The sequence below is a fragment of the Rhizobium indicum genome (genome assembly GCF_005862305.2).
In the GTDB taxonomy this organism is placed as follows: Bacteria; Pseudomonadota; Alphaproteobacteria; order Rhizobiales; family Rhizobiaceae; genus Rhizobium; species Rhizobium indicum.
Genome location: NZ_CP054021.1, coordinates 930,986 through 954,699 on the forward strand (window position 1 = coordinate 930,986; position 23,714 = coordinate 954,699).

The window sequence follows — 23,714 nt, forward strand, 5'->3', positions numbered from 1 at the left end:
AATTTCGAGCAGGATCCACACTCCCCGCAGAGACCGTTGCCGTCAGGACCAGAACCACGACTTCGATGTTTCTGCGCTCGCCTGCGCACGGGTCAGACCGACATCGCAAAGCTCGTCGTCGGTGAGTTCCAAAAGCGTGCGGCGGCTGCGGCGCTTTTCGAGGTGATGTTCGATCGTCATCAGCAGCCGCAGGCTCCAGCGCGCCATGCCGCGAAGTCTCGACCGAACGATATCGCGAGGTGTGTCAAGGATCCCGCTTAATTCCAGGGCCATCTCTTCTTCCTTTCTTCAACGGATGAAAGATGCGCTGGAAGATGCCGCGAAAGAAGCTTATGGATATTATGATATGCATAAGGATCTCTTTTGTATGCCTCTCCACCTCGATCAGCTTGCCGCCTTTGTCAACGTCGCCGAGCTCGGAAGCTTCACGGCTGCGGCCGACAAGGAAGGCCTGACGCAGCCGGCCGTCAGCCTGCAGGTGAAGGGGCTCGAGCAGCGGCTCGGCGTCCGGCTGATCGAGCGTGTCGGGCGGCGGGCGCAGCCGACCGCGGCAGGCCTCGACCTGCTCGTGCATGCAAGGCGACTGCTTCAGGAATCGGCCGCCGCGGAAGAAGCGATGATGCCGTATAGAGATGGCGCCAGCGGCCGTGTGCGCATCGGCAGCGGCGGCACGGCGTCGATCCATCTGCTTCCTCCCGCCATCGCCGTCGCCAGAAAATCCATGCCCGGCCTCGAAATCACCGTGCGCATCGGCGATGCCGATGACATTCTGCGCGATCTGGAGGCCAACAGCCTCGATATCGCCGTCGTCGCCCTGCCGGCATCGGGACGGAACTTCGAGATCGAGCCGTTCTACGAGGAGGAATTGCTGGCCGTCGCGCCTGCGGGCAGCCTGATGCCCGAAGGCGGGCCGGACGCCGCCTTCATGCGCGACAGGACGCTGCTGCTTTATGAGGGCGGCAATACCAGGCGGGCGATCGACGCGTGGCTGGCTGCACCGGATACCAGGATCCGACCTGCGATGGAGTTCGGCAGCATCGAGGCGATCAAGGAGCTGGTGGCCGTGGGGCTCGGCTGGTCGATCCTGCCGGGGCTGGCGCTGAAGCGCGACCGCGCCGGCCTGGTGACGACTTCATCGCTAAACCCGCGGCTCACGCGCCGCCTCGGCATGGTTCTGCGCCGGGACAAACATCTGACACGCGGCCTTCGCGAAATGATGAAATGCCTGCGCGCGTTCAAAGGTTGAGAACCGCTTTGGACCAGGGGACGCGATTTCAAACCGGCAGAGATGACGTGAAAAACGTCAGACGCAACAGTTCGCGACCGCAGAAATATGAGGTATCCAAATACCACATATCTAAGTATTTGTTTTTGCTTCAAAATTTTTCCAAACCTTCGGGAAATCGATATTGACCCAGTGTCACATTGCCTTTATACACCGCCCCAGAACGCAGCCTGTCCGGGCTGCTTTCTTTTTGGCATGCCTAAAGCCTGCCAATCCAAGCAACAAGAAACGCCCTTCAAGCCCTCGGGCCAAGGGTCCCAAAAGAGAGTATTCACTATGGCAACCTTCTCCCAGAAGCCTGCAGAGGTGGAGAAGAAGTGGGTGATCATCGACGCCGAAGGGCTGGTCGTTGGCCGTCTCGCTTCCATCATCGCTATGCGCCTGCGCGGCAAGCACAAGGCAACCTTCACGCCTCACGTTGACGACGGCGACAACGTCATCGTCATCAATGCCGAAAAGGTCGTTTTCACCGGCAAGAAGTATTCCGACAAGGTCTACTACTGGCACACCGGTTATGCCGGCGGCATCAAGGAACGCAGCGCACGCCAGATCATCGAAGGCCGCTTCCCGGAGCGCGTCCTCGAAAAGGCCGTCGAACGCATGGTTCCGCGTGGCCCGCTCGGCCGTCGCCAGATGAAGAACCTGCGCGTTTACGCCGGCTCCAACCATCCCCATGAAGCCCAGCAGCCGGTCGCCCTCGACGTTGCCGCGCTCAACAAAAAGAACGTAAGGAGCGCCTGATATGGCTGACCTCTCCTCCCTGAAGGATCTCGGCACGGTTTCCGAAGCTGCTGCTCCGGCCCACGTCCGCAAGGTCGACTCGCTCGGCCGCTCCTACGCGACCGGCAAGCGCAAGAACGCCGTCGCCCGCGTCTGGGTCAAGCCGGGCTCCGGCAAGATCACCGTCAACGGCAAGGAATTCGCGGAATATTTCGCACGTCCGGTGCTGCAGATGATCCTACGCCAGCCGATCGTTGCGGCTGCCCGTGACGGTCAGTTTGACATCGTCGCAACCGTTGCCGGCGGCGGCCTCTCCGGCCAGGCCGGTGCCGTTCGCCATGGCGTGTCCAAGGCGCTTACCTACTTCGAACCGGGCCTGCGCGCGGTACTGAAGAAGGGCGGCTTCCTGACCCGCGACAGCCGCGTCGTCGAACGCAAGAAGTACGGCAAGGCAAAGGCCCGCCGCTCGTTCCAGTTCTCCAAGCGTTAATCGCTTCGGACAGACGGAATTTACGAAGGCCGGGGCAACCCGGCCTTTTTGTTTTGCGCTGTCTAAATCAATCGGAAGCGTGCCGGCATGCCATTGTCGCATTCCAGCGCTGCTGGTAGAAACTTGGCAAAGCGCTTCGGAAATGAGCGAAGCCACAGTCAGGGTCGCATCATGGGAACAACCAAGTCCGCAGACAAATAAGCCGCAACAACTCTGCCCTGTTGTTGCGGCGTCTGTCCGGTCAATCCCGATACTGATGAAGAGACAGATCGCCGCCGAATGAAATCATTTGAGCGGGTTCTTTCCCATGTCTTATCCCAAAATCCAGCAATGGACCTATCCCCTGCCGGCAGCCTTGCTGCTGATGGCACCTTTCGACATCCTGGCCTCGCTCGCCATGGATATCTATCTGCCGATCGTGCCGGTCATGCCGGAGGTGCTCGGCACTTCGCCGGCGGTCATTCAACTGACCCTCAGCCTCTACATGCTCGTGCTCGGTGTCGGCCAGATCGTCTTCGGCCCAATTTCCGATATTGTCGGACGACGGCCTGTCCTGCTTGGAGGTGCTGCACTCTTTGCCGCTTCATCCTTCCTGCTTGCCGGCTCCTCGTCGGCGCCGATCTTCGTGGTCTTGAGATTGCTGCAGGCAGTCGGCGCGTCGGCGACCCTCGTCGCAACTTTCGCAACCGTGCGTGACGTCTACGCCGGGCGTCCCGAAAGCAGCACGATCTATAGCCTTCTCGGCTCCCTTCTCTCCTTCGTGCCCGCACTCGGCCCGATCATCGGAGCTTGATCACGGATCGCTTCGGCTGGCGCGCCATCTTCCTCGTCATCGGCCTCCTTGCGGTTGCCGCGCTTTTCAACGCCGGCATGCGATGGCACGAAACCCGCCCTGCCGTTACCGCGAAGATCGCTCTCCGCCCGATCCTGACAAGCCTTCCCTTCTGGGTTTATACGGGCGGCTTCAGCACGGCGATGGGCGCCTTCTTCGTCTTCTTCTCGACGGCACCCCGTATCCTGATCGACAAAGCCGGTTTTTCCGGCATCGCCTTCAGCTTCATCTTTGCCACGGTGGCGCTGGTGATGATCGTTACGGCGCGTTTTGCCAAACGTTTCGTCATGCGCTGGGGCATTGCAGGCAGCCTTGCCAGAGGCATGGCAATGCTGCTTCTCGGCGCCGTGCTGCTTGCCTTTGGACAGCTGTTTCTGCAGCCTTCCCTCGTCAGCTTCGTCGTGTCGATGTGGATCATCGCGATCGGTATCGTCGTTGCGACAGCGGTCACCGCCAACGGCGCGCTCGACGGCTTTGGCGACACGGCCGGGACGGCGGTCGCGCTCTATTTCTGCGTCCAGAGCATCATCGTCGGCTTTGCCGGAACCTTCTTCGTGATTCTACTCGGCGGCGACAGTGCCTGGCCGCTCGTGGGCTATGTCTCAGCGACCGCGCTGACGACCCTGGCTGGGTTGTGGTGCCTGCGGGAGCCGGCCCGATAGGCAGCGGACAAATGACGGTCGCTCGACGATAACGAGCGGCCGTCGTCCGAACGATTGCTTGAAATCCGTCCGCACCTCGCCTACCCCTTTCTGCGCGCGGGGGATCGGCCAATTCCTTCGCGAGAGACCCGCCGCCCGACGCCCTGGCGTCGAACGGCGATCCTGCAATGCAGTGTCCGTATCGAACGCGACTATGATTTTGCGACCGAAAAAGGAGCCTGATTTGGCGAACAGATCGATTGACCACGCCTTTACGGCGACCAGCCTCACCTCCGCTGCCAGCGATCCGACCTTTGCCGGCGCGCTGTCTTTCATGCGCCGCCGCTTCACCAAGGAGCTCGCCGGCGTCGACGTCGCCGTCTGGGGCATTCCCTTCGATGCTGCGACATCGAACAGGCCGGGCACACGCTTCGGGCCGCAGGCGATCCGGCGCGCCTCGGCGATCTTCGACAATGATGCGCAATATCCCTTCAACCGCGATCTCTTCGCCGACATGGCGGTGATCGACTACGGCGATTGCCTGCTCGACTATGGCAATCATCAGGACACGCCAGCCGCTATCGAACGCCAGGCGAATGTCATCCTCGACAGCGGCGCCTTCCTGTTGACGCTCGGCGGCGATCATTACGTCACCTGGCCGCTGCTGAAAGCGCATGTGGCAAAACATGGCCCCCTCGCGCTCGTGCAGTTCGACGCGCACCAGGATACCTGGTTCGACGAGGAACGCCGCATCGACCACGGTTCTTTCGTGGCGCGGGCCGCTCGCGAAGGCATCATCGATCCCGACCGCTCCATTCAGATCGGCATCCGCACCCATGCGCCTGAGGATTGCGGCGTCAATATTCTCTACGGTCATCAGGTCGAGGAGATGAGCGCCAGCGATATCGCCTCGGCGATCATCTCCCATACGCGCGGGGCGCCGGCCTATCTCACCTTCGATATCGATTGCCTCGATCCAGCCTTTGCGCCGGGCACCGGCACGCCGGTTTCAGGCGGACCATCGAGCGCCAAGATCCTCTCGGTGCTGCAGCGCCTGCACCAGCTCGATATCCGCGGCGCCGACGTCGTCGAGGTATCGCCGCCCTATGATCATGCCGATATCACCGCCATTGCGGGGGCAACGGTGGCGATGTATATGCTGGGGCTTCATGCCGAGCGCCGCGCCATCGCGGTGTCACAAGGCTGACCTATCATCCTCAAACTGAATCCGGAAACCTTCAGAACCCATTGAAAGCGCAGGTTTAACATGGCACCGAAAATCTTCATCGACGGCGAACACGGCACGACGGGTCTGCAGATCCGCACGCGCATGGCAGGCCGCCGCGATGTCGAACTTCTGTCCATACCCGAAGCCGAGCGGCGCAACGCCGCCATGCGCGAGGACATGCTGAACGGCGCCGACATCGCCATTCTCTGCCTGCCCGACGATGCGTCGAAGGAAGCGGTGCAGATGGTTTCGGCCAACAACAATGTCCGCGTCATCGACACCTCGACCGGCTTCCGCGTCAATCCCGGCTGGGCCTATGGTTTTGCCGAAATGGACAAGCAGCAGGCCGACAAGATCGCTGCCGCCCGGTTCGTCGCCAATCCCGGCTGCTATCCCACTGGAGCGATCGGCCTCATCCGGCCGCTGCGCGCCGCCGGCATTCTGCCGGACGGCTATCCGGTTACGGTCAACGCGGTCTCCGGCTATACCGGCGGCGGCAAGCAGATGATCGCGCAGATGGAGAACCCGGATCATCCGGATGCGATCACCGCGCCGCATTTCCTCTACGGCCTGCCGCTCACCCACAAACATGTGCCCGAGATGACCGTGCACGGCCTGCTCGACCGCGCGCCGATCTTCTCGCCGTCGGTCGGCAAGTTCGCGCAAGGCATGATCGTGCAGGTGCCGCTGCATCTCGACGATCTCGCCGAGGGCACGACGTTGCAGAGCATCCATGCCGCCCTCGTCGCTCATTATGCCGGCCAGGATATCGTCAGTGTCGTACCGCTGGCCGAAAGCAAGACCCTGCCCCGTATCAACGCCGTCGAGCTCGAAGGCAAAGACACGATGAAGCTCTTCGTCTTCGGCACCCCGGGCGCTTCGCAGGTCAATTTGGTGGCGCTGCTCGACAATCTCGGCAAGGGCGCCTCGGGCGCTGCGGTGCAGAACATGGACCTGATGCTCGCCTCGTAAGGCGTGAGCGGCGGCATCGACCTGATGCCGCTCAAGCTTTGTGTCGATCTCATCATCATGATCTCGCGGCCGCCTGCCTCGGCGGCCGCAGCATCGCTTTCGGCTCGATCATCAGCGACGATTGGGCTATGAGAGCGGACCTTCCTCGCCTGCCGTTCCCGAATCAAGGAGCCTTATGTCATGACGCTCGATGCGCTGGTCGATGGCGTGCACGCATGGTTTACCGCTGCCCTGCCCGACCATGGCATCTATGCGCTGATGGCCTTTGCTTTCATCGCCGGGCTTGCCCGCGGCTTTTCGGGCTTCGGCGCCGCGCTGATCTTCGTTCCGCTCGGCGGCGCGATCGTCGGGCCGAAGCTGATCTCACCGATCCTGCTCGTCATCGACGGCATTGCCTCACTCGGGATGATCCCGCCGGCCTGGCGCGGCGCCAACCGACGAGAAGTCTTCGTCATGGCGGCCGGTGCTGCGCTCGGCATCCCAGCCGGCACGGCGATACTGGCGTTGCTCGACCCGCTGCTCTTGCGCTGGAGTATCACGATCATCGCCATCTGCCTGCTTGCGCTGCTGGTATCGGGATGGCGCTATCACGGGGAGCCATCCGCGCCGCTGACCAGCGGCATCGGCTTGATCGCCGGGCTTTTCAGCGGCGCCGCGCAGCTCGGCGGGCCGCCGGTTGTCGCCTATTGGCTCGGCGGCAAGAGCGACTTCACCCGCGTCAGGGCGAATGTCGTGCTCTATTTCTCGATTTCGAGCGTCTTCAGCGCCATAAGCTATTACTTCGGCGGACTGTTCGTGCCTGCCGTCTTTGCGCTCACAGTCGTCATTCTGCCGAGTTATGCGGTCGGGCTCTATGGCGGCTCGAAACTGTTCGGGCTTGCCGAGGAGCGGACCTTCCGCATCGCCTGCTACGTCCTGATCGCCGCCGCCGCGATCATCGGCATGCCGCTGCTCGATGGCGTGCTGCGCTAGAACCCCTCCGTGGAGCGAAGGCCGCTCGCGTCAATCGCGCTCGGCGATCATCGTCCCGTGCGGATATTCGCCGTAAAAGCCGCGCCAGTTGGCGACGGCGAAGCCGAAAACCACCAGCGCGCCGGCCTGATGCAGCAGGCCCCAGTGAAGCGGCACCTGCATCAGCAGCGTGGCTATGCCGATCGCTGCCTGCAGCGTCACCAGCACGAAAAGCAGGATGGCGCGGCGTGCATGGGTGGTCCAAGATGCTGCGCGAAGGGCGATCACCATGTTGATCAACGTCAGTGCGAAGAGCGTATAGGCGCCGATGCGATGGATGAACTGCACCGTCTTCGGGTTCTCGAAGGCGTTGATCCAGAAGGGCTGCTGGATCAGCAGATCGGAAGGGATGACGGCGCCGTCCATCAGCGGCCAGGTATTGTAGGAAAAACCGGCGTCGAGGCCCGCCACCAGCGCGCCGAGATAGATCTGGAACAGCGCGAAAATGGCGATCGCGGCGGCAAAACCGCGCGAGCTTCTTGTCGGCGCCGGATCGTCGGAATGTCTGGAGAGACCGCGCATGATCCACATGCAGCCGGCAAAGATCAGACAGGCCATGACGAGATGCGTCGCCAGCCTGTACTGGCTGACGTCGGTGCGGGAGGAAAGGCCCGAGGACACCATCCACCAACCGATAAAACCCTGCAGGCCGCCGAGCGCCAGGATGCCGACGAGCGGCCAGCGCAGACGCTTCTCGATTCGCCCCGTCAGCCAGAAATAGATGAGCGGCAGCGCGAAGATCACGCCGATGGCACGCGCGATCAGCCGGTGCGCCCATTCCCACCAGAAGATGCCCTTGAACTCATCGACGGTCATGGAACTGTTCAACTGCTGAAATTCAGGAATGCGCTGGTAGAGGCGGAATTCCTCCTCCCATTCGGCGGCCGACAGCGGTGGGATGACGCCGTGGATCGGCTTCCACTCTGTGATCGACAGGCCGGAATTGGTCAGCCGCGTGGCGCCGCCGACGAGCACGAGACAGAAAAGCGCCAAAAGCACGAAGCCGAGCCAGAAGCGCAAGGCGCGGCGGTCGCGATTCTGCTTGCGCATTTCGCTCAGGATCGCCTGTTCCGTGGTCCGGTTTGCGACGGCCATGATGTCTCCTTCTATCCGGCAGTTGATTTGCCCCACCGGCTCATGCAAAACAAGCCCCGAACCTTTGCGGCATGCCGTCGCGCCGGTTCGTCCCCTCCATGCCGAGAGATAACCGATGCCCGTCCGCCTCCGCAAATTCATCGGCACGATCCTCATCATCGTGCTCGTGGTCGTCTATGCGCTGGTGGCGAATACGATCGCGGTGGCAACGCTCGGCAACGCGCCCTGGTGGGGACATCTGCTCTATTTCCTGCTCACCGGCCTGCTATGGGTCTTGCCGGCGATGGTGATCATCAAATGGATGGCCGGACCACCGCAGCGCTAAAGCGCGTCGCGATCTTTCAGATACGCTTGTCGCGCTTTAGGTCTTTGTTTTTACGCATGTCGTTGTCGCAAAAACCGCGGCACACTTTTGCGCGACATGCTTTAGGCCCATTAACGGCCGAATAACCGTGATCTGCGGAAAACCTCGCCCATCGCCTGCGGTTAAACCAAATATACGTCCGGCATACCTACCCTCCCGTTCAGCATTCTTGACCGGAGAAGACCGTGCAGACGCAACAGCTCGATGTCCATGAACAGCCGTCCGACGACGTGGCGCTGGCCGATACGGCCATTTCGCGCCTGCGCCAGCTGAGCATGAAACTCGCCATGGCCCAACTCGACATCGAAGTCTTCGACGCGATGCAGCCGCTGGAGGATGACTGGCGGGCGCTGGAGCGCGACAACCTCCAGTCCCTGCATCAGAGCTACGACTGGTGCGCCGCCTGGGTGAGCGCCTTCCAGCGGCCGCTTGCGATCGTCAAAGCCACTCATGCGGGTCAGACCGTCTTCATTCTGCCGGTCGAGATCGTCAAGTCCCGCGGGCTCAGGACGGCGAGATTCATTGCCGCCGATCACAGCAATATCAATACCGGCCTGTTCGCAGAGAGCTTTGCCGAAGCCGGCAGGACCATCGCCCCCCATGAGTTCACCGGCCAGCTCCGGCATGCGCTGAAGGGCCGCGCCGATCTGCTGCTGCTGCAGAACATTCCGCTCGAATGGCGCGGGCGAGAGAGCCCGCTCGCCGGGCTGCCGATGGTGCAGAACCAGAATCATGCCTATCAGCTGCCGTTCCTCCCCGCTTTCGAGGACACGCTGAAGCAGCTCAACGCCAAGAACCGGCGCAAGAAATTCCGTGTTCAGTCGAAGCGTCTCGAGGCGGCCGGCGGCTTCGAATACGTCATCCCCGAGACATCGGCAGAACAGCACGGCCTGCTCGATATCTTCTTCCGCCTGAAAAGCGCCCGCTTCGCCAGCCTCGGCCTGCCCGACGTCTTTGCCGACAGGGAAACGCAGACCTTCCTGCACGGTCTCATCGACAAGCAGGACGACACCAGGCAGTACTTCGGGCTGCAGATGCATATGCTCCGGCTCAAGGGCGAGCAAGAGGGTAAGGTCGCCGCGATTTCAGGGATTTCGCGCAAGGGCGACCATATCATCTGCCAGTTCGGCGCGATCGATGAAGAGCTCGTGCCAGATACGAGCCCCGGCGAATTCCTCTATTGGCAGACCATCTCGGCATTGCATGGCAAGGGTGTCGCGCTGTTCGATTTCGGCCTCGGCGACCAGACCTACAAGCGTTCCTGGGCGCCGGTCGAGACCGCGCATTACGACGTGGTGTTGCCGGTATCGCCGTTCGGCGTCGTCGCCGGCGCCGCGCACCGGCTCGTCACCCGCGGCAAGGCGCACATCAAGGTGCGCCCGAAGCTCTATAAATTCGCCCAGGGCATCCGGGCACGGATCGGCTGACCGTCAAAAAACTAGGCGGCCCGGCCGAGTGCCTGCTCGGCCCCTTCGCCGCCCGACATCAGCACCACGCGCTCATAGCCGGCAGCCTGGAATTCCGTCATCAATGCAACGAAAATGGCCTCCTCGACCTCAGGCAGCGAGAGGATGATCTCGACGTCCCGGCTGTGCGTCAGCCGCGATACGCCGGCGACATCGGCCGAACCGCATTCGACCACCACGAGATCGTAGGCGGCGGCGAGCGCATCGAGCAGCAACGACAGCCGGTCGACACCGCGCATGGCGCGGCGAACGTCGCTCTGGCCCTGGGGAATGAGATGGGCATCGGAGAGGCGGTCGCCGTGGATCGTGTCGCCGAAGGCGGCCTCGCCGCAAAGCAGGTCGGTGACGCCAAGGGCGGCCGGGTCTTCGGCCATCAGTTCCGTGGGGTAGCCGGAGCCGGTCATATCGATCAGAATGACGCGCTGGCCGGCATCGGCGAGCATGCGGGTCAGCGAAACCGTCGCCGCCGAGCCATTGTCACCGGTCGGAGATATGGCGATTGCCAGCGGCGCGCGGCTGCCAGTGAGATAATCCGCAACTGAGGCGACGGAGAATTCATTGTCATCCTCCGGCTCGTCCTCTGGCGCCTCATCGGCAACCTTCACGTCCTCGATCGTATCCTCTTCGTCCGCGACGACGGCGAGCATGCTCGGCCGAACGGGCTTTCCGGCGGCAGCCGCGATCGGAGCGGCCTGCGGCACATGTTTCTCCTCGACGACTGCTTCTGCCTCGACTGCCTCTGAAGCCGCATCTGTCGGGCGGAGTGCCCGGCCACTGAAGAGTTCGGCCAGCATGATCACGATGGCGCTCATGATCAGCGTTGCGACGGCAGCGACGACGACGATCGGCACCACCTTCGGGAAATAGGGATCGACCGGCTCGACGGCCTTGGAAACGATCCGGGCATCGGCTGGGCTCGAATTGCTGTCGGCGCGGGAGGCGGCCTCGCGGTAGCGCACCAGATAGGTTTCGAGCAGTTGGCGCTGGGCGTTCGCCTCGCGCTCCAGCGCATTGAGACCGACCTCGTCCTCACCGGCGCGGGCGCTGTTTGCCTGCACCGTGTCCGACTGGCGCTCGAGCTCGCTCGCGCGGAGATCCGCGACCTTCGACTCGTTCTCGATGCTCGCCAGGATCTTCTGCGTCTCCTGGCGAATCTGGCTACGGATATCGGAGAGCTGGGCGCGCAGGCTTTTCAGCCGCGGATGGTTGTTGAGAAGGCTGGTCTGCAGATCGGAGATCTGCGACTGCAGGCCGGATTCCGTCCCCTTCAGCCGCTGGATCGCCTGGGAGGACATGATGTCAGGCAGCGTATCGGAGGCTTCGCCCGAAGACAGTGCGTTGCGCACCGCCTGCGCCCTCGCCTCGGCATTGGCCTTGTCGCCCCGCACGCGGGTCAGCTCAGCGGAAATATCGTTCAGTTGCTGGGCCGGAAAAGTGGTTGTGCCGTTCGTCTGCAGCAGCCCGTGCGAGGTGCGGTATTCAGCGACCTTCTTCTCGGCTTCGCTGACCTTCTGGCGCAGGCCTTCGATCTCAGGCTCCAGCCAGCGGGTCGCCTCGGAGTTGGAATCGAGCTTGGCGCCGCTCTGGGTCGAAAGATAGACATTCGCCATCGCGTTCGGGATGGCGGCAGCGAGCTTCGGGTCCTTGGAAGTGAAATTGATGCCGATGACGCGTGAACCCGGCACCTGATAGACCTGCAGGCGTTCGACGAAGGCGTCGATGACGCGCTCTTCCGGCGGATTTTCCAGCGGGTTCTTCTTCAGGTGAAGCTTCACCAGGATACTGCTCATCGCCGAGCCGCTGGCGGCATCGTCGAATTCCGGCAGGTTATAAAGCTTGAGGTCGTTGATGACCTTCTTGAGGAGATCGGCCGATTGCAGGAGCTGCACCTGGCTGGCGATGTTCAGTTCATCCATCAGCGGGCCGGCGCTGGCGTCATTGATCTGCTGCGTACTGGCGAAGGCCGGCGCCCGGGGTTCGATGAGGATGCGTGTTTCGGTGCGATATTGCGGCGACATGATCTTGGCGCCGGCAAAGGCGACGCCCGCCCCCACGAGGGTGATTGTCAAAATCCGCAGACGGCGCGCCCAGACCGCACGGACCAACTGGCCGAGGTCGATGTCCACATCCTGATCACGAGCTACGCCGGACATGCTCTTACTCCACAACAAAGGTGCCGTAAGCGTAAACGACCATGGTAACTCAACGGTTAATGGTGATCTCGCCGGGAAGAGCGATGATCGATGAAGGAAACCGGGAAATTGCAGACGTCCTTTACCGGGCATTAACCCTAACGGATCGATAACGACTGCACCGAGTTCATTTTTGTGAGCACAAGCGGATGTCTGTCGTCCAGCCCAAGATCCTTTTGGCCCTGAGCCTTGCAGCCATGACGGCAGCATTGGGCGGCTGCACGACGTACAAGCCGGCGCCGAAGGCCTTCAACGAGGCCACCATCCAGCCCTATACGCTGGACAGCGGCGATCGGCTGCGCATCACCGTCTTCGACCAGCAGAGCCTGACCAATACCTATACGGTGGATCAGGCCGGCTATGTCGCTTTCCCGCTCATCGGCCAGGTCCCTGCCCGCGGCCGAACCCTGCAGCAACTCTCGGGACAGATCGCCCAGAAGCTGCAGCAAGGCTATCTTCGCGATCCCGACGTCACCATCGATGTCGATCGCTACCGTTCGGTCTTCATCATGGGTGAAGTCGGCCAGCCCGGCCAGTATGCCTATGTTCCCGGCATGACGGTGCAAAATGCCATCGCGGTTGCCGGCGGCTTCACCAGCCGCGCCAACCAGCGCATGGTCGATGTCACCCGCAAAATCAATGGACAGGTGCTGACCGGCCGCATCAACATATCGGGGCCGATCATCGCAGGTGACACGATCTACGTTCGCGAACGGCTTTTCTGAGCGATGGCAAAACACCAGCCGCTCCGCATCCTCCATTGCTTCAGATCGCCGATCGGCGGGATTTTCCGCCATGTCCGCGATCTCGTCGAGGAGCACAGCAAAGCCGGCCATGAAATCGGCATCCTCTGCGACAGCTCGACCGGCGGCGAGTACGAGGACAGCCTGTTCGACGATATCCGTCCCTATCTCTCGCTCGGCCTGACGCGCGTGCCGATCCGGCGCTCGATCAGCCCGTCCGATATTGCGACGATGTGGGATACTTACAAGAAAATCAAAAGTTTGCGGCCGGATGTGCTGCACGGACACGGCGCCAAAGGCGGCGTGCTCGCGCGACTTGCCGGCTCAGCGTTGCGGGTGAACAGGTATCGCGTAGCCCGCCTCTATACCGCGCATGGCGGAAGCCTGCATTATTCGCGCTCCTCGCTCGGCGGACAGTTTGTCCTCAAGATGGAACGCCTGCAGGAATATTTCACCGATGCGCTGGTCTTCATCTGCGAATATGAGCGCGATACCTACGCGCGCAAGGTCGGGCGACCGCGGACGAAGACGAGACTGATCTACAACGGCATCGGCGAGCGCGATTTCGAGCCGATCCCGACCCGCTCGGATGCCGTGCATTTCATCTATGTGGGAATGCTACGGGACCTCAAGGGTCCCGATCTGTTTGTCGATGCCTTCGCCAAGACCGAACGGCTGCTCGGCAGGCCACTGTCGGCGCTGATGATCGGCGACGGGCCGGATCGCGACCGCTACCGCGAGATGATGGTCGAACGCGGCCTTGGCAAACGCATCGGCATGCTGCCGGCAATGCGAGTCCATGAAGCCTTCTCCATGGCGCAGAACCTCGTCGTTCCCTCACGCGCCGAAGCCATGCCCTATATCGTGCTCGAGGGACTCGGCGCCGGCAAGACGATCATCGCAAGCCGTGTCGGCGGCATTCCAGAGGTGCTCGGCGCGGACAGCGCAGCACTGGTGGAGCCCGGCAATTCCGACGATCTCGCCCGCGTCATGGCGGAAACGCTGAGCACACCCGACTGGCACGCCAGGACGATGCCTAAGCCCGAAGCGGTGAAGGCGGTGTTTTCCTCCGCCGTCATGGCGCGTGATGTCCTGAAATTGTACCAAGAGCTCGTCAATCCCGCTGCCGGCCAAGTATTGCCTGTCGCCTCGTAAATGTTTCTTAGGGGCTTTCTGCTATTTCGCTTGGGTAACAACGAGCGATGAAACCCCATGAACAAGCTGGAAAAAGGCGATCAATTCGACGTGGACGCACTGCGCAAGCAGGTTTCCGACATCGAGGTGCGCGGCGAAGCGGGTCAGGAGAAGCCTTCCGATCCGACTGAGATCAACCCCTATGCCCGGCAGATCGCCGAACAGTACCGTGACGGAACCCGTTCGCCAACGATCATCATCGGGCAATTGCGGCTGCTCGAATTCCTGGCGCTCTTTGCGATAGCTCTGATCACCTATTATTTCAGCCCCGGCGACGGCGGCGATTCCCCGTTGATGCGGGCGGGCATTGCGGCGATTGCCTCGGCCTTGACCGTCATCAGCCTGCAGCTTGCCGATACCTATACAATTCCGGCACTTCGCTCCAAGCTGCGGCTGATACCGCGCATCCTCGTTGCGTGGACGATCGCGTTTGTCCTCACCACCGGCCTGTTCACACTTCTTCGCGGCACGACATCGGCGATGGTCGATGCCTATATCGTCTGGTTCGCTGCGGGCGCGCTCTTCCTTGCGGCCGAGCGCTTCCTCGTCGCCTACGGCATCCGCAACTGGGCGCGCAACGGCATCATGGAACGCCGCGCCGTCATCGTCGGCGGCGGCGAGCCGGCCAAGGACCTGATCCGCATCCTCGAACAGCAGGCCGACAACGACATCCGCATCTGCGGCATCTTCGACGACCGCGGCGAGAAACGCTCGCCGATCATGGTCGCCGGTTATCCGAAGCTCGGCACTGTCGCCGAACTCGTCGAATTCGTGCGGTTGACGCGCATCGACATGCTGATCATCGCCCTGCCGCTGTCGGCCGAAGCCCGTATCTACGACCTTTTGAAGAAGCTCTGGGTTCTGCCGGTCGATATCCGCCTTGCCGCGCATGCCAACCGGCTGCGCTTCCGGCCGCGCGCCTATTCGCATGTCGGCTCGGTGCCGATGCTCGACATTTTCAAGAAGCCGATCCGTGACTGGGATTCCGTCGCCAAGCGCGGCTTCGACCTGTTCTTCACTTTGGTTGCGCTCGCGCTGCTCTGGCCGCTGATGATCGCGACCGCGATCGCCATCAAGGCGACTTCAGAAGGCCCGGTCTTCTTCATGCAGAAGCGCCACGGCTTCAACAACGAAATCATCAACGTCTTCAAGTTCCGCTCGATGTACACCAACATGGCCGATCCCACCGGCAAGGCCGCGGTGACCAAAAGCGATCCGCGCGTCACCCGCGTCGGCCGCTTCATCCGTAAGACCTCGATCGACGAATTGCCGCAGCTTTTCAACGTTTTGAGGGGTGAGCTCTCGCTGGTCGGCCCACGCCCGCACGCCGTTCTCGCCCAGGCGCGCGATCGCGCCTTCGGCGATGTCGTCGAGGGTTATTTCGCCCGCCACCGCGTCAAGCCCGGTGTCACCGGCTGGGCGCAGATCAACGGCTGGCGCGGCGAAGTGGACAATGACGAGAAGATCAAGTTCCGCACGGCCTACGACCTCTACTACATCGAGAACTGGTCGCTCTGGTTCGATCTCAAGATCCTGTTCCTGACGCCGATCCGACTGCTCAACACGGAAAACGCCTATTGAGCGCGATCGAGGCGACATATCCCCGTGTCGCCCAACCGCAGCGGATGACGCTGCGCCTGATCGGCTCGGCCTTCGTCGCCTTCGGCGTCTTTCTTTCCGGTTTCGTGATCGACGAGCCGGCGCCCTATGAACTCTGGATGGCGGGGTTGATCGGCCTCTGGTTCATTCTGGGCCTCAGGATTTCGCGCAGCGTGGCGCCGCTGCTTGCCCTGCTGCTGACCTTCAATATCGGCGGCATGCTGTCGCTGACGCAGATGAAGGACCTGGCAACGGCGCCGATGTATATCGCGGTGTCGACCTTCCTGGCGCTGACGGCGGTCTTCTACGCGGCAATCATCGAGGACAGCCACAAGCGACTGCCGCTGATCTTCAATGCCTGGGCCTTCGCCGCCGTCGCCACCTCCGCGCTCGGCATACTCGGTTATTTCCACGCCTTCCCGGGCGCGGAAATCTTCACGCTCTACGACCGCGCCAAGGGCGCCTTCCAGGATCCGAATGTTTTCGGCCCCTTCCTGGTGCCGCCATCGCTCTATCTGGTCCACGGTATCCTGGTCGGCGACCTGAAGAAATCGCCGCTGAAGGCCGCCGCCCTGCTCGTGCTAGCGCTCGGCATTTTCCTCTCCTTTTCCCGCGCCGCCTGGGGGCTCTTTGCGCTCGGCGTGGTGCTGCTGATCTTCATCATGCTGCTGAAGGAGCGCAGCGGCGCCTTTCGCTTGCGTGTCCTGGTCCTGTCGCTTGCGGCGATCATCATGCTGATCGCGTCGCTGCTGGTGGCGCTGCAGATCCCGAAGGTCGCCGAACTGTTTTCGGCGCGCGCCCAGCTGGTACAGCAATATGACGGCGAACATCTCGGCCGCTTCGAGCGCCACCGGATCGGTTTCACCATGATGATGGAGCGTCCACTCGGCATCGGCCCGCTGGTGTTCGGCACGATGTTTCCCGAGGACGAGCACAATATCTGGCTGAAATCGCTCACCTCCTATGGCTGGCTCGGCTTTGTCAGCTATGTCGGCATGCTTCTCTGGACGCTGGCTCTCGGTTTCCGAAACCTGCTGCTCGACCGGCCGTGGCAGCCCTTCCTGATGATCGCCTGGATCTCGGTTCTCGGCCATGCGACAATCGGAAACGTCATCGACATCGACCACTGGCGCCATGTCTATCTGCTGCTCGGCACGGTCTGGGGCTGCGCGGCGCTGGAAGTGCGCCACAAGCGCGAGCGAAGACTGAGGCGCGCGGCGTGAGGTCTTGCCGCCGACCGCATCGGCTGTCTATTTCGTCGCTCCTGCCGTCAAGCCAGCAATAAACCGCCGCTGGAAAATGAGATAGGTCACGATGAGCGGGAAAATGACAATCACCGCGCCGGCGGTCAAAACGGGCGTGTTGACGGTATAGCGCCCTTGGAAAAACAGCATGCCGAGGGGCAGCGTCCGATAGTCGTCGTCGTTGACCAGGATGAACGGAATCAGAAACTCGTTCCAGGTCCATATGAACAGGAACAGCGCCAGTGTCGACATTGCCGGCACCATGAGCGGGATAACGATCTTGCGCAGGATATGGAAGCGTCCGGCGCCATCGAGAACCGCCGCTTCGAGAACTTCTTCCGGCAGTTGCTGCATCGCGCTGGCGAGGAAGATCGTCGAGAACGGTATCGACATCGCGATCTGCGGCAAAATCAGAGCCGCATAGGTATTGATCAATCCCAGATACCGCATTTCGTAATAAAGCGGGATGATGAAGGCTTCCGCCGGCACCATCATGCCGAGCGTCAGGATAGCGAACAGCGTGCGCCGGAACGGAAACGACAGGTAGGCGAAGGCAAAACCAGTCAGCAGGCCCAAAAAGACGCTTGCAGCAACGACGGGTATGACAACGATGATCGAATTCCAGAAGTAAATGTTGAAATGTCCGGCATTCCAAGCATCGACGTAATTTTCGAAATGCGGATATGCCGGCAGCGCGAATGCACCCTGCAGAACGTCGGCCTTGCTCTTTATCGAGGTTAGAAGCAGAAGCAGGAACGGCGTGATCGTTACGAAAGCAAGAAGCCAGAGGACAAGGCGAAGGAATAGCGTACCGGGGGAGATGTTAGACCAACGGCTCATCAAGCCCGTCCTTTGTTCTGCGATCCCACAAATCGGTGAATTGCATAGTTGATGACAAACGTGAGGACCGCGCCGACAATGGCGATGGCCGCTGCGGCGCCGAATCGATTAAGCTCGAAGCCGAGCTGATACATGTAGATGTTCGGCACGAGCGTCGCGTTGGCGGGTCCGCCCCTGGTCATTGTAAAAATCAGGTCGAAGCTTTTGATTGACGCTATCACCGTCAGGAGCAAAACCACCCTTATTTCAGGTAAGAGAAGCGGCAGCGTTATCCAGAAAAAGGTTTTTCGCGCCGAAGCGCCATCGACCTTGGCAGCGTCGAAAAGAGACGGGTCGATACGCTGAATTCCGGTCAGGAAGATGACCATGCAAAAACCGAAGAAATACCAGGTGGCAACGATCCCGACCGCGGGAAGCACAAAATTGAAATTTCCCAGCCACGGGAGTGCGAAGGCGCCCAACCCCACTGCTCTCAGAAACTGATTGAACGGGCCAAATGCAGGATTGTAGAGCCATGCCCAGATGATGCCCAACACGGCGGTCGGCATGATGTAAGGCAGGAACAAGAAGGTGCGCAGTGCAAGTTGTTCGCGCTGCTTCAGATTCCAGACGCAAGCGGCGAGAGTTATGCCGAGCACGAGCGGCAGGACACAGTAGAAGATCATGAGCTCGGCATTGTTACGCAAGGCAATATAAAAACGGCTGTCAGAAAAGAGATCGACGTAATTGCCGAGACCAACCCACTTGGGCATGCTCAGGCCGTCCCAGCTGGTCAGGCTCAAACCCAAAGCCGCGACGATCGGTCCAAAGACAAAAGCCGCGTAGAACAGCAATCCAGGCAATAAATAGATAAAATTGGTCTGTTGCGAGCCATCAAGTGCGGAGCGTTTCATCCATTACTCCATAAAGCTAAAGCTGTGGTCGTCGCGCAGCAAGCCGATCGCAGTGCTCATTTATTTGGATCGACGAGACTGAGTTCACGGCCGCAGGGGACGGCCGTGACCAGCGCCTGCAGTCTTTATTTCTTATCCTTCAGGTACGCCTGATAATCCTTGTCCATAGCATCGACAAAGGCTTCGGGCGTGATATTGCCGGACAGAAGAAGCGGCGTGTTGTCGTCTATTGTCTTCAGCATCGTCGGGCTCGACCAGTCGGGGTAATGGCCGAGAGCGTCGTTTGCGTTGAGTGTCTTCCACATTTCGATGCCGGAGCTGAGGAGCGGCGTGAGCTTTGGCTTTGCGTCAGCCGCGAGCGAAGTTGCCGGAAGATAGCCGGCATTGGCCCAGGTTTCAGCAGCCTTTTCCGAGACCATATAATCGATATATGCGCCGGCTACGTCCTGTGTCGGCTTCGTTTTGGCAAGGCTCGTTATCGCCCAGGCAAGATCCACGCCCCCGACACTCATGGGCTTGGAAATACCTTTCGGGGCGGGAATTGCCATGAAGCCGATATCCGGATTGTGTTGCATGTCACCGAAATACCAGGTCCCGGAGATCAGGAACGCGCCCTGCCCGGAAATGAAAAGCTGAACGGCGTCGTCACCCGAGATGCCTTCGTAACCGGGGAAAAAATAACCGCCCTGTGCCCACTGCTGCACGAGTTTGGCGGATTCGATGTTCCCCTTGGTGTTCCAGGAGCCGCCCCGGCCGTAGATCAGATCGTCAAGCTCGGCACGATTGCTCGCGTCGATATGAGCCTGCTCGATGGCGCCGATCATGTGCAGGGCCAGATGCTGTTTTGCCGAGCCCATCATGAAGGGCGGGACGCCCTTTTCCTTCAGCTTGTCGAGATCGGCTAGAAGCTCCTCGAAGGTTTGCGGCAGCGCTACTCCTGCATCGCTGAGGATCTTTTTATTGTAGAAGAGGCCAACGATCTCGCCGAGGCCGGATATGCCGTAGGTCTTACCGACCCCAAATTTTCCATCCTCCCAGCGGTCTCGAGCAAGCACGGAATCCGACTGGCGCTTCTCCCAGCCATATTGTTTGATGTAGTCGTCGACCGGCAGGAGCAATCCTTCCTTGACCATCGCCCCCATGTCACCGGCACCCTGATTGACTTTCGTGATGACAGGGCCATCGCCTGCCGAAACCGCAAGCTTCAGCGTCAGCTTCATGTCATCAAAAGTGCGGGCGGTGCGTTTGATCGTGACGCCGGGATGGGCAGCTTCGAAGTCCTTGTTGAGCTGCTCTATGACCGCACTCTGGCCTTCATAGGTTTGGTCATCCCACACAGCCAGGTCGTCGGCGCGCGCGGCTGCCGAAAGGCCAAAACAAAAAAGCGCCGCGCCAGCAAACGCGACAGCTGCTTTCAATCCGTATGCCGGCAGTATGCTGATCGATTTCATAGTTCTTGTCATCTGCTCCACCTCATCTGGTTTATTCTCCACTCCCCGCTCAGGCCATGCGCCAAGCACCGGCCGAACGTTTTCTTCCCCCAGAGCTTTGCCTGGCTGGCGAATCTGAGGTAATCGTCAATGCATCCGCTCCTCTCGCGACCTAAAAAGACAAAGCGCCACGCTGGAGGTGGCAAAGTGATGGACACCAGCTGCTTCATCCGCCCCGCGATTGAAGCGGATATCGACGCCCTTTTCGACATCTGCCTGAAAACCGCAAATGGCGGTGAGGATGCCAGCGCGCTTTATAGCGACCCGCATCTGCCCGGCTACATCTGGTCGGTACCCTACCTCAAATTCGCCAAGGACTTTGCCTTTGTTCTCGTTCAGGACGACCGGCCGGTCGGCTACGTTGTAGGGGTGCCGGACACCGGCGGGTTCGACAGAGACTTGCAGATGAACTGGTGGCCGTTCGTCCGCCAGCAGATTACAGGACTGGCACCCAGCCGCCCGCGCGACGCCGACGTGATGGAACGAATTCAAAATCCGCGCAGCGGAACGGGGTGGCTTCAAGACCAGTACCCGGCGCATCTCCACATCAACATCCTTCCCGGACTTCAGGCAAGCGGTTGGGGACGCAGGATGATCGGCACGGAGCTTCAGGCGCTTCGAAATCACGGGGTCGGCGGCGTGCATCTCGGGGTTGACCCAAACAACGAACGCGCCAAGGGTTTCTACCGTCACCTTGGCTTTTCCGAATTCGAGCAGGATGGCTCCGTCGCCTTCGCAATGCGGATCCATGCGGGATTGGGTTGAAGCATTTCCTGGCTTCTCCGAGGCAGGGAAAGGCCTTGCCTCATCGGTATAAGAACCCTTGATTGGAGAAAATCTCACACGCCCAGAGCTGCCTGCTCCCCACGAGGCGAGATCAGCGTGCCCATCCGGATGAACGTCCGCCTGAAGGCGTAGTGCTATTGTCGGCAGTAAAACAGATTGCTCGGCGGAAAGCTGTCCATCAATCGAGGGCTTCATCATGAGCAAATCCTCGGCAGCCAGGTTCAAGGGATCGGCGGGGCGCAAAAAAGGAAATAGCCAGGGAAGCCTAGGCCGGTTCCTCTTTGGGCGATCTTGGCGAGCGCACGGCTAACCAGACGATACGTATGGCGCATACTTCTACTCGACCCTCTTTATTTCATCGCGCATTTTTATCGCGCGTTGATCCAAAGCCTACAGCTGGCCTCCCATTTGTCAAGGACATAGACAAATTGCGTGCTTCAATGTATTGAATTGCAGTTAGTCGCGATAGTTGTGAACCCAATATCGCCCTATTAAGTATGCGCTCCGAACTAATTGACTGAGCTCGCCGGATGGCAATGACATCTTCTGTCGCACAGACTCCGATCGCACGAAAAATTTCAACCAATGCCGTCATTCGAACCGTGTTCGCGAATGGATCAATCTCTCGCGCCGATATTGCCAAGCTAACCGGCTTGTCAAAGCAGACGATTTCCGATGTCGTGCGCGACCTTGAGGATGACGGATGGCTGAAACCAGTCGGGCAGACCGATGGTCGCCCGGGCCGGAATGCGATCACCTATGAAATCAATGCCAGGGCGGGACTGGCCGTCTCCATCGATCTCGGGAGCACCAAGATTGCTGCGGCTATCTGCGATCTGTTGGGGAACGTGGTTGCTGAAACCAAAGTATCCACCGATCCGCGCGGCGGAATGCATCTCGTCAATCAGTTCAGTGATCTTATCGTGGAACTCGCGCTTGCGGCCGGGACGACTGCCGACAAACTCCGTCTGGTCGTTCTGGGCAGTCCCGGTGTGCTCGATCCGGCCACCGGACATATCAACGTAGCGCCAAGCATCCCCGGCATCGACGCCATAAATCTGCGGCAAGTCTTCAGCGACAGAATGGGGATACCGGTGATCGTTGAAAATGACGTCAACCTGGCCGCGCAAGGGGAGAGATGGCGGGGACACGGTGTCGAAACCAGCAATTTTGCTTTCGTTGCTCTCGGCACGGGCGTCGGCATGGGCATCATCGCCAACGGAACTCTGTTGCGCGGCGCGCGTGGGGCGGCCGGCGAAATCGCCTATCTGCCGATCGGCGGAGATGCTTTTGATCCTGGCGGATTTACGCTTGGAACCTTTGAGAGTGCGGTCGGCAGCGTCGCGATGTTGCGCCGCTACGTCGGTTTCGGCGGCCGCAACGCATCCACCGTGGCCGATCTCTTCGCCGCGTTTAATGCAGGAGAAACAAGTGCTGCGGCTGCCATCGAAGAGACGGCAAGGCTGGTCGCAGTCGCTATCGCTGCAATCGGAGCGGCTCTCGATCCTGAACTGGTGATCACCGGCGGCAGCATCGGCGCAAGACCGGAACTCGTAAACGCCATCCGTGGTTTCCTGCCGCGTTGTACGCCTTACCCGCCGCGCATCGAGATCAGTCGCTTTGGGAACCGGGCCGCCTTGATGGGAGGAATGGGGATCGCGGTCGAGCGCATGCATGACGATCTATTTGGTGTCAAATTGAGGGAAGTTTGAAGAGCGCATACCATAGGGCGAACGTGCAGCGTCGCCACTTGAGAAGCGCTGGAAATGCGCTAGATTTTCCATCATGATAACAGCAACGCAGATCCGCGGCGCGCGCGCCATGATTGGAATGAGCATCGAAGAGCTCGCCGCCGCCAGCGGCCTGCCGGTCGAGACCCTGATGGCGCTGGAAAATGGCGAATTCGCCGGCGAGCCGCACGCGCTGTTCGACGTACGCAGCACGCTCGAGGCGAACGGCATCATCTTCCTGTCCAGCGGCAATCAGGATGAAGGCGGCCCCGGCATCCGGTTACGCGCACGCACCTCCAGCGATGACGGCATCCGGCCGGAAAACCTCAACGCCGCCAACGACGACTGACGGAACCAATCGCTCGCCCGGGCGTTTCGCTGTCCCAGAACATATCGGGGCCTATAACATATCGGGGGCAGTCTCTTGAACCGCAGCAATGGTCTCTACGTTATCATCGGCGTTCTTGTCGTCGCCGTCATCGGCCTCGGCGCCTATATCTTCCACGAGGAAAGCAAGCCGCAAGGCGTCGAGATGAGCATCGGTAAGAACGGTGTCTCGATCGAGCAGAACTGATCTATAAATAGGTTTTTGCAAGGTCGGCGAGTTTGCCGCCGTCCTTCACGCCCTGTCTGTAGAGCTGAATGATGACCGCACCGATCCGTTCGGCCTCCGGCGTCGTCCTGGCGAGGCCGCGTTCGTCGCAGACCTTGTCGAGGACCTGCGAAAGCAGATCGAGATCTTCCGAAAATAACGGCAAATCATGCGGATGAATTGATGATCGTAACATCACGCCGCATCTCCTCCGAGGGCAAACGCATCCACGCTTGCATCGCCGGCCGCCCTCCGCAACCGACCATAAAGTGATTATGCGCGAGGGTCTGAACTTTAGCAACTACGC

At 60.6% G+C, this 23,714-nt stretch carries 23 protein-coding genes and 1 pseudogene; 17 read left to right on the forward strand and 7 right to left on the reverse strand.

Annotated features, from left to right (window positions below):
* Positions 1 to 42: 42 nt before the first annotated feature.
* A complete protein-coding gene (locus FFM53_RS04605; RefSeq protein ID WP_138328276.1) occupies positions 43 to 273 on the reverse strand; it encodes a DUF1127 domain-containing protein in 231 nt (76 codons plus the stop codon).
* A 73-nt stretch (positions 274 to 346) separates the two neighbouring features.
* Here FFM53_RS04605 and FFM53_RS04610 point away from each other — a divergent pair, with 73 nt between their 5' ends.
* The 7 genes and pseudogenes from FFM53_RS04610 (at position 347) to FFM53_RS04640 (ending at position 7,140) form a co-directional block, all read left to right on the forward strand.
* Positions 347 to 1,246: a LysR family transcriptional regulator gene (locus tag FFM53_RS04610; protein ID WP_173883543.1), complete on the forward strand. Its 900-nt coding sequence runs from the start codon at positions 347 to 349 to the stop codon at positions 1,244 to 1,246.
* A 315-nt stretch (positions 1,247 to 1,561) separates the two neighbouring features.
* The gene (rplM, locus tag FFM53_RS04615; RefSeq protein ID WP_003558420.1) at positions 1,562 to 2,026 is read left to right on the forward strand and encodes a 50S ribosomal protein L13; all 465 of its coding nucleotides are present in this window, start codon (positions 1,562 to 1,564) and stop codon (positions 2,024 to 2,026) included.
* A gap of 1 nt (position 2,027) precedes the next feature.
* Positions 2,028 to 2,495 (forward strand): 30S ribosomal protein S9, encoded by a 468-nt coding sequence (gene rpsI / locus FFM53_RS04620; RefSeq protein WP_003558419.1) that lies wholly within the window; start codon positions 2,028 to 2,030, stop codon positions 2,493 to 2,495.
* A gap of 307 nt (positions 2,496 to 2,802) precedes the next feature.
* Positions 2,803 to 3,989, forward strand: a pseudogene (gene cml / locus FFM53_RS04625) (CmlA/FloR family chloramphenicol efflux MFS transporter).
* Positions 3,990 to 4,212: 223 nt separating this feature from the next.
* Positions 4,213 to 5,175 carry an agmatinase gene (gene speB, locus FFM53_RS04630; RefSeq protein ID WP_138328279.1) on the forward strand — a complete coding sequence of 321 codons (963 nt, stop codon included), beginning with the start codon at positions 4,213 to 4,215 and terminating at the stop codon, positions 5,173 to 5,175.
* 60 nt (positions 5,176 to 5,235) lie between these two features.
* Complete coding sequence (gene argC, locus FFM53_RS04635) at positions 5,236 to 6,168, forward strand: N-acetyl-gamma-glutamyl-phosphate reductase (RefSeq protein WP_138328280.1); 933 nt, start codon at positions 5,236 to 5,238, stop codon at positions 6,166 to 6,168.
* 180 nt (positions 6,169 to 6,348) lie between these two features.
* Positions 6,349 to 7,140, forward strand: a complete 792-nt coding sequence (locus FFM53_RS04640; protein ID WP_138387567.1) for a sulfite exporter TauE/SafE family protein — start codon at positions 6,349 to 6,351, stop codon at positions 7,138 to 7,140.
* Positions 7,141 to 7,170: 30 nt separating this feature from the next.
* Here the strand turns inward: FFM53_RS04640 and FFM53_RS04645 are convergent, their stop codons facing one another.
* Positions 7,171 to 8,274 (reverse strand): COX15/CtaA family protein, encoded by a 1,104-nt coding sequence (locus FFM53_RS04645; protein ID WP_138387568.1) that lies wholly within the window; start codon positions 8,272 to 8,274, stop codon positions 7,171 to 7,173.
* 115 nt (positions 8,275 to 8,389) lie between these two features.
* Between FFM53_RS04645 and FFM53_RS04650 the strand changes: the two genes are divergently transcribed.
* Both FFM53_RS04650 and FFM53_RS04655 read left to right on the forward strand, forming a co-directional pair.
* Positions 8,390 to 8,599: a DUF2842 domain-containing protein gene (locus FFM53_RS04650; protein WP_003547289.1), complete on the forward strand. Its 210-nt coding sequence runs from the start codon at positions 8,390 to 8,392 to the stop codon at positions 8,597 to 8,599.
* A 224-nt stretch (positions 8,600 to 8,823) separates the two neighbouring features.
* Complete coding sequence (locus FFM53_RS04655; RefSeq protein WP_138387569.1) at positions 8,824 to 10,065, forward strand: GNAT family N-acetyltransferase; 1,242 nt, start codon at positions 8,824 to 8,826, stop codon at positions 10,063 to 10,065.
* Between the two features lie 11 nt (positions 10,066 to 10,076).
* Here the strand turns inward: FFM53_RS04655 and FFM53_RS04660 are convergent, their stop codons facing one another.
* Complete coding sequence (locus FFM53_RS04660) at positions 10,077 to 12,257, reverse strand: GumC family protein (protein ID WP_138387570.1); 2,181 nt, start codon at positions 12,255 to 12,257, stop codon at positions 10,077 to 10,079.
* Between the two features lie 188 nt (positions 12,258 to 12,445).
* Here FFM53_RS04660 and FFM53_RS04665 point away from each other — a divergent pair, with 188 nt between their 5' ends.
* The 4 genes from FFM53_RS04665 to FFM53_RS04680 are packed head-to-tail and all read left to right on the forward strand — an operon-like array spanning position 12,446 to position 17,055.
* Complete coding sequence (locus tag FFM53_RS04665) at positions 12,446 to 13,021, forward strand: polysaccharide biosynthesis/export family protein (RefSeq protein ID WP_003558401.1); 576 nt, start codon at positions 12,446 to 12,448, stop codon at positions 13,019 to 13,021.
* 3 nt (positions 13,022 to 13,024) lie between these two features.
* Positions 13,025 to 14,194: a glycosyltransferase family 4 protein gene (locus FFM53_RS04670; RefSeq protein ID WP_138387571.1), complete on the forward strand. Its 1,170-nt coding sequence runs from the start codon at positions 13,025 to 13,027 to the stop codon at positions 14,192 to 14,194.
* A gap of 57 nt (positions 14,195 to 14,251) precedes the next feature.
* The gene (locus FFM53_RS04675) at positions 14,252 to 15,814 is read left to right on the forward strand and encodes an undecaprenyl-phosphate glucose phosphotransferase (protein ID WP_138387572.1); all 1,563 of its coding nucleotides are present in this window, start codon (positions 14,252 to 14,254) and stop codon (positions 15,812 to 15,814) included.
* Positions 15,811 to 17,055, forward strand: coding sequence for an O-antigen ligase family protein (locus FFM53_RS04680; RefSeq protein ID WP_138387573.1), 1,245 nt, complete (start codon positions 15,811 to 15,813; stop codon positions 17,053 to 17,055). Before FFM53_RS04675 ends, FFM53_RS04680 begins: the two co-directional genes overlap by 4 nt.
* A gap of 27 nt (positions 17,056 to 17,082) precedes the next feature.
* Here FFM53_RS04680 and FFM53_RS04685 read toward each other — a convergent pair whose 3' ends face one another.
* The 3 genes from FFM53_RS04685 to FFM53_RS04695 form a co-directional block, all read right to left on the reverse strand.
* Positions 17,083 to 17,916, reverse strand: coding sequence for a carbohydrate ABC transporter permease (locus FFM53_RS04685; RefSeq protein ID WP_003547275.1), 834 nt, complete (start codon positions 17,914 to 17,916; stop codon positions 17,083 to 17,085).
* A complete protein-coding gene (locus tag FFM53_RS04690; RefSeq protein WP_077976210.1) occupies positions 17,916 to 18,809 on the reverse strand; it encodes a carbohydrate ABC transporter permease in 894 nt (297 codons plus the stop codon). Before FFM53_RS04690 ends, FFM53_RS04685 begins: the two co-directional genes overlap by 1 nt.
* Before the next feature lie 125 nt (positions 18,810 to 18,934).
* Positions 18,935 to 20,272: an extracellular solute-binding protein gene (locus tag FFM53_RS04695; protein WP_138328289.1), complete on the reverse strand. Its 1,338-nt coding sequence runs from the start codon at positions 20,270 to 20,272 to the stop codon at positions 18,935 to 18,937.
* A 177-nt stretch (positions 20,273 to 20,449) separates the two neighbouring features.
* Between FFM53_RS04695 and FFM53_RS04700 the strand changes: the two genes are divergently transcribed.
* The 4 genes from FFM53_RS04700 to FFM53_RS04715 all read left to right on the forward strand — a co-directional run bounded on the left by FFM53_RS04700 (position 20,450) and on the right by FFM53_RS04715 (position 23,389).
* Positions 20,450 to 21,064 (forward strand): GNAT family N-acetyltransferase, encoded by a 615-nt coding sequence (locus tag FFM53_RS04700; RefSeq protein ID WP_138328964.1) that lies wholly within the window; start codon positions 20,450 to 20,452, stop codon positions 21,062 to 21,064.
* 551 nt (positions 21,065 to 21,615) lie between these two features.
* Positions 21,616 to 22,797 (forward strand): ROK family transcriptional regulator, encoded by a 1,182-nt coding sequence (locus FFM53_RS04705; RefSeq protein WP_138387574.1) that lies wholly within the window; start codon positions 21,616 to 21,618, stop codon positions 22,795 to 22,797.
* Positions 22,798 to 22,870: 73 nt separating this feature from the next.
* Positions 22,871 to 23,164, forward strand: a complete 294-nt coding sequence (locus FFM53_RS04710; RefSeq protein WP_138328291.1) for a helix-turn-helix domain-containing protein — start codon at positions 22,871 to 22,873, stop codon at positions 23,162 to 23,164.
* A 75-nt stretch (positions 23,165 to 23,239) separates the two neighbouring features.
* Positions 23,240 to 23,389, forward strand: a complete 150-nt coding sequence (locus FFM53_RS04715) for a hypothetical protein (protein ID WP_173883544.1) — start codon at positions 23,240 to 23,242, stop codon at positions 23,387 to 23,389.
* A gap of 1 nt (position 23,390) precedes the next feature.
* Here the strand turns inward: FFM53_RS04715 and FFM53_RS04720 are convergent, their stop codons facing one another.
* Positions 23,391 to 23,603 carry a hypothetical protein gene (locus FFM53_RS04720; protein ID WP_029872887.1) on the reverse strand — a complete coding sequence of 71 codons (213 nt, stop codon included), beginning with the start codon at positions 23,601 to 23,603 and terminating at the stop codon, positions 23,391 to 23,393.
* Positions 23,604 to 23,714: the final 111 nt, after the last annotated feature.